The 10,115-nt window shown below is 51.4% G+C and carries 2 protein-coding genes; both read left to right on the plus strand.

The features are described from left to right. Positions 1 to 1,732: 1,732 nt before the first annotated feature. The gene (locus MXE39_RS09085) at positions 1,733 to 7,744 is read left to right on the plus strand and encodes an autotransporter outer membrane beta-barrel domain-containing protein (protein WP_246978070.1); all 6,012 of its coding nucleotides are present in this window, start codon (positions 1,733 to 1,735) and stop codon (positions 7,742 to 7,744) included. 1,194 nt (positions 7,745 to 8,938) lie between these two features. Continuing rightward, a complete protein-coding gene (locus tag MXE39_RS09090; RefSeq protein WP_246978069.1) occupies positions 8,939 to 9,856 on the plus strand; it encodes a flagellin in 918 nt (305 codons plus the stop codon). Positions 9,857 to 10,115: the final 259 nt, after the last annotated feature.

The following is a 10,115-nucleotide window of genomic DNA, read 5'->3' on the forward strand; positions in this document are numbered from 1 at the left end:
AAAATTCCGAGCTCGTGACTGATTATCCTGGCTGACCAGTCTTAAAGCCGATATTTACGGGCAGTACATATACATGTTGTCTAACGGTTCAGGTCACTGCAGTCTTACTGTATTTGCTCGGGCGGTCAGCCATGGGGAGGGCTGCTCTTGCAGGCAGGCAGTCATACTTCATGATGCGACGCAGTGATTTTTGAAACTGGTCCTTTCAGGTTCCTGCGGGTGGATTTTGCAGATACAGCGGGCTGGTGCTGTTTTGTTGATTCGTGCGTAGAGGCGTAGTTGGGGGCTGATTCGGGGGTGTTTGTGTGAGTGTGAGGCATTTTTGCTATGAGTATTATTTGTTTTGTCCATTAGGGATATGCAGCTTTTTACATGTATGAATTTACTGGTGAGGTGTAGCTGCAGGACTGATTTTGGAAAGTGGCTGGATACTGGCTCTTGTTGAAGTTGTGTGAGCATATCCATGTTTTTCATTGCTGATGCCGGGAGGGATATTTGTTATGCAGACAGTTTGCAACCTGGTGATTGCAAAGCAGGACAGCTAAGACTGTTTATCTCTTACTGTAGTTGCAAAAGCTGTGACCATGATCCCGGCTTGAAGATTGATCATAAGCTTTTGCCTGTAACCGTATTATCATGAGTCAATTTGCTGCAGCTGTTTCTAAATGACTGCAGTTTTCCAGCAGCAAGAGCAAAGACCTGCGGACGAAGTTTCACCTCAAGCGAAGTCTGATGCCTGTATTATCTCGACTATTGTCCAGGCAGGCTGCCTGCTTTGATGGTGCTTGAGCTGCATAGGCTTACGCTGTATTGCCGTGCCAGCACTGAGCGAGCGGCTCAGCTATGCAATGCACCTGACAGTGTTCATCGGCAGAGCCAGCTCTGTGCCTTGTCAGGCTGCCATTACAGACTTGTCTTTGTGTACGGTTACCGGAGAGGTAGCATCTGGCTGTGCTCTGACCTTGCAGTATGGATGGACATGCTGCACAGCTGCTTATGCTTCTGGAGCACTTCGTGATTTCTCAGGCCGCTGGATACAATGTGGCATCTGTGGCGGCTGGTCTGCCTGTCGGTTTACCGTGTCAGTTGAGTATGATCATAATTGTAGTTGTATGCCTGACTGGCCACAGATAATCACACGCTAAGGACCATAGTCTGGCTAACAGTGCTGTTAACAAGCATTTGCCTGCAATACCTGTCTTCACTGACAGCTGCATGCATTTCTGGCAGCAATGAAGCATGGCCAGTCAGGCCGGTCAGGTCAGGCAAGTCAGCTAAGGCAGGTCTGACAGTATGGCCTTTCCCGTATCGGGACTGCCTATGGCCTTAAGCATGGCTACGCCTGTAAGCAGATCCCTTATGAGTCCGCCATGGGAGCTGGTCAGCCTTGTTTTTCGTTGGAGTGCAGATACAGGGTACATGACTGTGGCTGAGTACGTGGCCGTTGCCTGGTCCGTATCCGTTGCCGAGTCCGTAGCTGTTGCTGGGTACGGGCCATTGCTGATGCAGGCCCCTGTTACTGTCCGGGCTTCTGCCCCTTGGTCTGCCCCTGTGCCTGTGACCATGCATGTGCCTGGTGCCGGGTGTGCAGATTGTCATGAGGCTGATTAAGCTAGGCGGCTCCCTGGATGGTCAGTGAGGCACGTTGGGCCGGTGCAGCGAAGACTTTAGAAAGTAGAAATAAGAAAGTACAAAAGTACGGAAAGTACAAAGATAGAGAGCAAGCGAGAATATGCGATTATCCAATAATGCCATCAGATTTCTGATAGCCCAGTATCGTGCCGTTTATCAGAGGGCATGGGTCAGCGGTCTGGCCAGTGCAGCCATGGTGACTGCAGGTCTTGCTGGAGGACAGTCTGTGGGCCATGCAGCTGCCCTTGATGATCTGTCCAAGGCCAAAGGTGATATCACCATTACTGGTGTGACATCTGACAGTGGTACCTCCAACAGATGGGAGTCGCTGTCTGTTTCAGGTACTGGTGCCTTGCCTGCTCCTGCTTTCAATCTAACTGTCACCGGTGGTGCATTTGGCAGCAATACTGTCAGTGCAGATAGTGGCGCAGCCACCCTCAAGAGCTCCAAGAAGCTGATCCTGGCTGCAGGTGCAGCCGATCAGGGAATTACTTTTAAGTCAGGAAAAGCCAGTGAGACCCTTACTGCCGAATTTGATGAGGTCAGAGTAAGTCGTGGCACACTTGCTCTCAATGAGCATAACAGTGCCGCCAAGGCCGCTCTTGCTGCCCGCAGCTTTACTGTGGGCGGTGCTGGCAGCACACCTGCTCAGGCCATGGTGGTGCTGGGCAAGTCGGCTACTCTTGGTCAGAGCATTGCAGCAGGCGATCTTTCGGGCATGACCAGCCTGACCCTCTCTCAGGGTGGTGCCATAAGCTCAGCAAAGCCTCAGTCATCTTCTGTATCCAATGTAACCATCAATGCCCCGACCTTTAAGCTCAATGGTGGTGATCTCAGCTTTGTAACCACTACCTCTTCCAAGACATATGGTGCTACAGCCTATGTCAACCTGGTTCAGGGTGTCATGGATGGTGGCAGCATCAATCTTGACCAGGGCAGTTACCTGGATATGGTATTTGCTGATGATGCGCTGAAAATTACTCAGGAGGGCAAGGAGGCAGCCCGCAGCCTTGCTTTCAATTCAGGCTCTCTCAAACTGCAGGGTAACTTCAAGATCAAAAATGGCGGTACCGTCACCATTGGTGATGCCGTCAAGCTAACCGGTGGCGACAATGCAGTCTTTGCCCTGTCAGGCAGTAACTCCAAGTCCTCCCCTCCAGTGGTGCTCAAGACCTCACTTGCCCGTCTGCATGACATTATCGGTACCACAAGATTACAGACCAAAAATGCTGTTCTTTCCATCAGCACTGATGAAAACCTTGATCTGTCACAGTTCATGTTTGTCGGTGGCTCGGCCCCTTCGGCAGGCAAGATAGCTGCCGGACTCAATACTGTTATTGAGGCTGACAATATCTCCATTACCACCGATGGAGGCAGGCAGAGCACTGGAGTCAACGTCAGGGCCCGAGAGAAGCTGACCCTTGGAACCTCCAACTTCATGACCCAGCCGGGTATTGGCTTTGGTAAGTTTGAGGCCCGTAATGTTGAATTTATCGACAGCGCAGCGGGCAAGGTACCATTCTTTCTTAAAAATGCTCTGACCCTGTCAAGCACCAAAGAGGCTGTAGCCTACGATGGCTCACCATGCCATGAAGCCATGCCTGGCACCATTACCGGTGACTTTATCCTGCAGGAAGAGCTGACCATCAAGGGTGGTATTTACCAGACCAGCTCAGACATCACCATAGGCAAGGACCACTCCATTAATCTCACCTCATGGGATGGTGCAGCCTCACAGCTGATTTTCACCGGCGGCACGCTCACTCTGGAAGATTACAACAACCAGATCATGCTGGCTGTAAATGGCGAGGGGGCTCTGCTCGATCTGACCAAGGCCGAGATAGTCAAGGAGTCAGGCAAAAACCTGCCAGTCGTAACCATTGATAATGGCGGCATGGTCAAATTCAATGAAGATGGCGCCAATGCCCTGATCAACCCTGAAAGCGACTCAGGCGGCAAGCTCATTATCCGTGGCGACAGCTCACTGGACATTGACGGCTCTATGACCATATCCAGTGGCAAATTCGGAAATATTGGAGCCACAGATGCCACTGTCATTATTGCCAATACAGCAACTCTGGGCGTAGGCAATCTGACCGTTACTGATGCTGATTTGGGTATCTTTATCAGAGACACTGCCACCATTAAGGCTGACAATATCAAGCTGGAAACAGGCAGTGACGATCCGGCGTTGCTCGGTTCAGGCAATTTCAATGTTACAGAGAATATTACTGCAGTTAAGGGTGACGGTACACTTTCGGACATTGCTGTTGAAGGCCGCGTAGTCCTGGGCAGCGCTGACTCTCCAGCTGACTCAAAAGGCACGGTCGGCTCCAACATTATTCTGGGTACAGGCTATGGCCCAGGTAACCTGCTGGTTGCTGGCGGCAGCTGGAATACCGGTGACAAGAAAATAGATCTTAATGATGGCACCATTGTTATCGGTGGCCAGGTCCCTGAGTCTGCCTCAGGAGGCGCCAGCGGCGCTGCAGGATCAGCCTCCCTTACCGTCAAGGATCTCAATGCCACCTCAGGCGATATGAGCATTGGACAGGGCGGCAGCCTCAGTGCTGACAGGCTTACTGCCTCTGATGCCAATATCTCTCTGGAGCAGGGCGGCTCAGCCAGCATCGGCTCTCTTGATATGTCCTCTGGTAAGGGCTCTATCAATGTCACTGGCTCCCTGAACATTACGGGAAAGAGCGAGGGCGCTGATGGCTCAGGTCCGGTAAAGCTTCAGCCAGGGTCACTGAGTGTCGGAAACGGCGGTGAGCTCAGCTTTGACAAGGCAGCACTGGAGGCATTCCAGGTTGGTAATGGCGGTGGCATGTCTGTTCAGTCAGGCACCTTTGCTCCCGGCTCTATTGAGCTCAAGCCCGGCAGTCAGGTCAATATGGACTTTGGTGCCGGTGATGTCTTTACCGCTGACAAGCTCGAAGAGCTGCGCAAAATCTTTGGCAAGGCCGATGGCTCACTGGTAGATGGCGTTATAAACGTAGGATCTGCCCATATCACTGGTATCACCGACAAGATTCATAATGTACAGGGCACCCCAGTAGTCAAATGGGAGGACATTGCCGGTTATGCTGATGTCTACTCAACTACTACAGCAGAGCAGCTTGGTAAAACCGTTGTAATTGATTTTGATGAAAGTGACAGCCTGCGTGGAAATTTCGGAGCCCTGCGTGCCAATGAAGGCACTGATACAGTAAATCTGGTATCCAGTACTACCCTTGCAGCAGCTTCAGCCAATAATGGCTACTTTGTCTCTCAGGGCAAAGATGCGGCTACAGCTCAGGCAACTGACGTATCCCTTAATTTCGGTACCCTCACTCTCAAGGGCAGCGGTGCTCTTGGCAAGGTAAGTCTGGCCCGTGATGCTGCTGTTGCCATAGATGCAGGAGCTCAGGGTGCAGTCACCTTTGACGGCGACCTTACAGGCCGTAAGGGCACTATGCTCAAGGTGGCTGCTGGCACTGCAGACATTACCGGAAAGCTTGCTGTAGATGCCGTACGTGCTGATTCAGGCACAGTGATTAATGCTCAGAGCATTGATCTTGGTGAAGGCACCACTGAGATATCAGGTGACCTGACTGCACAGACCACTGCCACCTTTAAGGGCAGTACTACAGTTAAGGGCAAATTTACTGCTGCCTCAGCTACCTTTGCAGGCACGACTGAGCTTCATGGTGACAATACTGTCCAGGATCTGAGCATTGAAAAATCAGCCCGTCTGCTCAAGGGCCAGACCACGGCAGAAAACATAGAGATTAAAGGCACCACCGATTCGCTTACCCTTGCTCAGGGAGCACAGCTGCAGACAAAGAGTCTTTCCCTTACCAGAGGTGCACGCATTAATGCCGGTGAGGCCATCATTCCGGCTGCTGACACAGCCCCTGCAACATCAGGATCGACAGGCTGGCTCTTTGCTGAAAACGCAAAGCTCAACGGCGGCTCCATTGTGGCATCCCCTGACTTTGGCACATCAGCCTCGATTGTGGCCATCAGGCATCTGGCAGGCGACAGGCCTGCCGCAGACAGTGCAAACACCAGGTCAGCCGCAGCTGGCTCAGCAGCTGCAGCCACAACAGCTCAGGCATCGGCTCAGCTCATGAGCAAGGCCGCATCGTCGGCCAGCATGAACGCTGCAGCTGCAGCCAACGCTGCAGCGGCATCGGACAACGACAGTGCCGGTGTTCTGGACGGCAGTCTCTTTGCCCTGCGCAATGCTGTCATTGCTCTGGGTACTGACAGCAAGGACGCCATTACTCATGCTCTGGGCCGTTTCTTTGATGCCTCAGGAGCACTCAGTGACGACAGTATTGGTGCACTTGCCTATGCTTACCGTGATGTAGTGCTGGGTGATGGCAGTCGTCTGGTTGTTGATAAGGACGGCACTAACTGGTCTGTCGATGCCCGCATGAGCCTTTATGACGGTTCAGACCTGTATCTGGGTAAGAACTCAGTGCTGGCTGTTTCTGATGAGTCCTTGTCCCGTGCTGACACCGCTGCTGTTACCTTTGCTGCCCAGGATGCTCAGATTACAGTAGACGAGAGCTCAAAGGTAATCCTTACAGGTACCGGCTTTGCTGCCCTCAGGGATATGAAAATCTTTGGTACTGCAGCTGCCGGAGGTACTGTAGCCCTTAATCAGGATCTTGCTGTAGAAAGCATCAATGGCCTCTACTCAGGCGTGCTCAAGTCAGGTGCCAATATCGTTGACCAGCAGCTGACCCTGAGCTTTAACAGCGAGGCCGCCAGAGAGCTTTTCAGTGCCGTATCTGATCCGGTAATGAAAACTCTCATTACCTGGGGACAGCGTGCCCATAATCCTGAAGCTCAGGACGAGGCACAACGCGGTCAGCTTTCTGGTCGCATGGCTTACGGTTATGCCTTCAGAGGCGGTGAGCTGGTCAAGGTTGATGATCAGGGCAAGACTATTGGCAAGCCTGATGACAAGGAGCTCAATGAAGCCGGCCTGAAGATCGGTGGTCGTAACAATTACACTGTCATAGGCGAGCAGGTATTCCTTGCAGCAGACAATGCCATGCTCAATCATGCTACCGGTAACAATGGCACTGCCATTGATGCTGAGGTAACCGCACGACTTGGTGACCTCGGTGGCATGATGCAGACTGCATGGAAGGCTTCCTCAGCCACAACCAGTGCCATTGCCTCACATCTGGGCACAGGCACAGGACTGGCAGCTGCTGCCACCCATGGCGCCATGCCGGCTGCATTGGTCCTGCCAGGCTCCCAGCAGTCAGACCCGGCCACCGGCAATGCCAGCATGTGGCTGAGCCCGGTATTCATCAACTCTGACAGTGATGGCTTTGCTGCCGACAACAAAGAGTGGGGCACTGACATCTCGCTCAATGGCCTTGCTCTGGGTGCCGATTTTGCCTTGCAGCCTGACTTCACCATTGGCGCCATGTTCAGCATCGGCAATGGAGATGCCGATGGCAAGGGTATTGGTTCAGCTGTAAGCAATGACTTTGATTACTACTCACTGGGCGCATATGCCGCCTGGACAAAAGGCGAACTCACAGTAGCAGGTGATCTGACCTGGACCCAGGCTGACAACGACATCAGTGCCAGCACTGGCCTTGGTCAAATAAGTACCTCGGTAAAAAGCTCAGCTGTATCAGCCGGAGTCACAGGTCAGTATCACTTTGAGATTCAGGGCTATCACCTGACCCCGCATGCAGGCCTCAGGGTAACAGCCATTGATGCTGACAGCTATGCTGCCGCATCTGACAAAGGTGACCTGACCAGTGCCAGTGCTGACCGTATGAATGTAGTCTCCATACCTGTTGGTATTACAGGCTGGCATATGATGGAGTTTGACGACTGGACCGTGGTACCGGCCATAGACCTGACAGTAACAGCCCATGCAGGTAACAAGAACAGCTCCAGCTCAGTGTCATGGACAGGTGTGGACAACCTGAGCACCGACCTGAACACTCAGGTGCTTGATGATGTCAACTGGAGCTTCACCACCGGTGTCTCAGCCTCAAACGGAGCGGTAGACCTGGGCCTGAGCCTTGGCTATACCGGCTCATCCTCAACAAGCGAGCTCGGCATCAACGCCCAGCTCTCCTACCGCTTCTAGCCACAAACACAGCCCAGCCCAGCCGCCCTGGCCATGCCACTGCATGCCATGGCGACTATGGCCAGCCTGCCAGGCGCCGAGGTCTGGCAGGCTGACCACGTGGCGTCACAGCCAATGAACATGGAGCAGTGCTGCAGCCTGCAGCGGGTGCAACGGGCAACAAGCAAACTGCTCAAAGGCTTTAAGCCTTATCAGATTTGAAATATTTAAGGCCGTACTGACGCGATCTGAAGCAGACCAAATGTCAGTACGGCCTTTTTGTTTTTGAACCCGGTAACAATTCTGTTCTCAAGTTCATGGGTATCACATGGACGCAGAAAATTAGGCAGGCAGGCAGGGAGGTGATGAAGGCAAGGCAAGGTAAGGTATGGTATGGTATGGTATAGGGCACGTCATGGCTGGTTAAACGTAATGTAGAACCAATAATGTACAAAATGTTTTGGATAGTGATTTGAGGCAATTATATTTGGAGATTGCTTAGCGTTGGATTGGGCAACTGAAGAACAGCGAAAGGAGGCGGGGGGGATGCTTTGGCCGCACTGTAAGCAAAATAATAAATAAAACATTTTATAATTCAGTTTGTATCAGTTGAGCAGACGGGTGCAGGCGGAGCTTGACAGCCTTTGCAGCTTGGCCACCGTAAGTATCAGCGTGGCTTTTGTTTAACTGGATAATCTATGAAATGATATACAAAACGATTTAGATAGATTATGTATTGGAGTCATGGTTGAGGGAAGCTTTGGTCATCGCAGGAAACAGTATCGGCAAAGGAAAGGAAAACATTTTATGCCTGCCTACCCGCATGCATCAGGCTCATGGTCTTAAGCGTAATAGAGGTCGGGGTATCTCAGAGCCTCATCAGCCATTTCTTTTGAACATCTGACTTACTTACATTGTGCCAAACATTGTCTGTATTGAGCTGTATACCAACGCGCGTAATTGTATACAAATGACTGTGCAAGGACCGTCACTATGAGGTTTTAGAGGTAAGCATTGACATGTTTTTGTGCATCTATTACGAAATGAAAACCACGTATTTATTAAAGGTAATCGTATGCACAGGCACGGCGTCAAATGACGGCTTTATCTGACGTTAGCATATTTGAAAGTCTCAGGGCGAGAACTTAGTCCGTTGCATTCCTTGAGATTATGGATAGCATAATAAGCATCACATGATGCCAAGAGGTCAGTGTTATGGCAGTTTACGTCAATACAAACGTCAGTTCACTTAACGGTCGCAGATATCTCAATAATGTACAGAATCAGCTGACTACCACATACCAGAGACTCTCCTCAGGCCTGAGAATTAACAGTGCCAAAGACGACGCAGCTGGCTTACAGATCAGCAGCCGCCTGACAACTCAGATTAACGGCCTCAACCAGGGTAACCGCAACGCCTCTGACGGTATTGCCCTTGCCCAGACCATTGAGGGCGCCATGGACGAAATGACTGGCATGCTCCAGAAGATTCGTACTCTGGCTGTCCAGGCCAACAACGGCACCAACACCGCTGACGACCGCAAAGCTCTTCAGAAGGAAGCCACTGCACTGGCAACCGAAATCACCCGTATTGCCCAGCAGACCAAGTTTGCTGGTGGCCAGATCCTGGACGGCGCCTACGGTGTAATGACAAAGGGCGGTGGTGGTGCTGCTGGCGGTGCTAACTCAGTCGGTAAGATGACCCTTCAGGTTGGTGCTAACAAGGGCGACACTATCAGCTTTGAAGTTCAGGCTATGAAGTTTTCTCAGATTGCCAAGAATGGTGGTATTGATGAGAATGCTTTAAAGAAGTTCTGGTCCAAGGACACAGGTATTGTATTTACCGCTGCAGCTAATATTGCAGACGCAATCGCAGGTATGGACAAGATGATTGCTCTGGTTGACTCTACCCGTGCTGGACTAGGTGCAATGCAGAACCGACTTGAGAGTTCGATCCGCAACCAGGCAAATGTTTCTGCCAACCAGGCTGATGCCCGCAGCAGAATTCGCGACGCAGACTTCGCCGAAGAGTCTGCAAACCTGTCACAGCAGTCCATTATTCAGCAGGCTGCTACTTCCATGCTCATGCAGGCTAACACCCGTCCACAGCTGGGCCTGTCCCTCCTGGGCTAAACGATTACCGCTAATATTCTTATGGAGGCCAGCGAACTTAGGGACCTCCATTTTAGCGGTCTGAATCTCTCTCCTATTGTCTTAATAAAGGTGACACTATGGCTGTGTACGTCAATACAAACGTCAGTTCACTTAGGAACTGTAGGTAATTAAAATGATTTGTATTTCTTAAGTATAATGACCTGAACGGAGGAACCTTATGGCAAACCAGATTCAGGTCACTTTAAACAAAGATTCTATTAATCAGCTGCTTGAGGCT

The sequence above is a fragment of the Anaerobiospirillum sp. NML120511 genome (assembly GCF_023050955.1).
Classification (GTDB): domain Bacteria; phylum Pseudomonadota; class Gammaproteobacteria; order Enterobacterales; family Succinivibrionaceae; genus Anaerobiospirillum.

Excerpts from the sequence above, each read along its gene's own strand:
- MXE39_RS09085 (WP_246978070.1), top strand. The coding sequence starts at position 1,733 with ATGCGATTATCCAATAATGCCATCAGATTTCTGATAGCCCAGTATCGT.
- MXE39_RS09090 (WP_246978069.1), top strand. The coding sequence starts at position 8,939 with ATGGCAGTTTACGTCAATACAAACGTCAGTTCACTTAACGGTCGCAGA.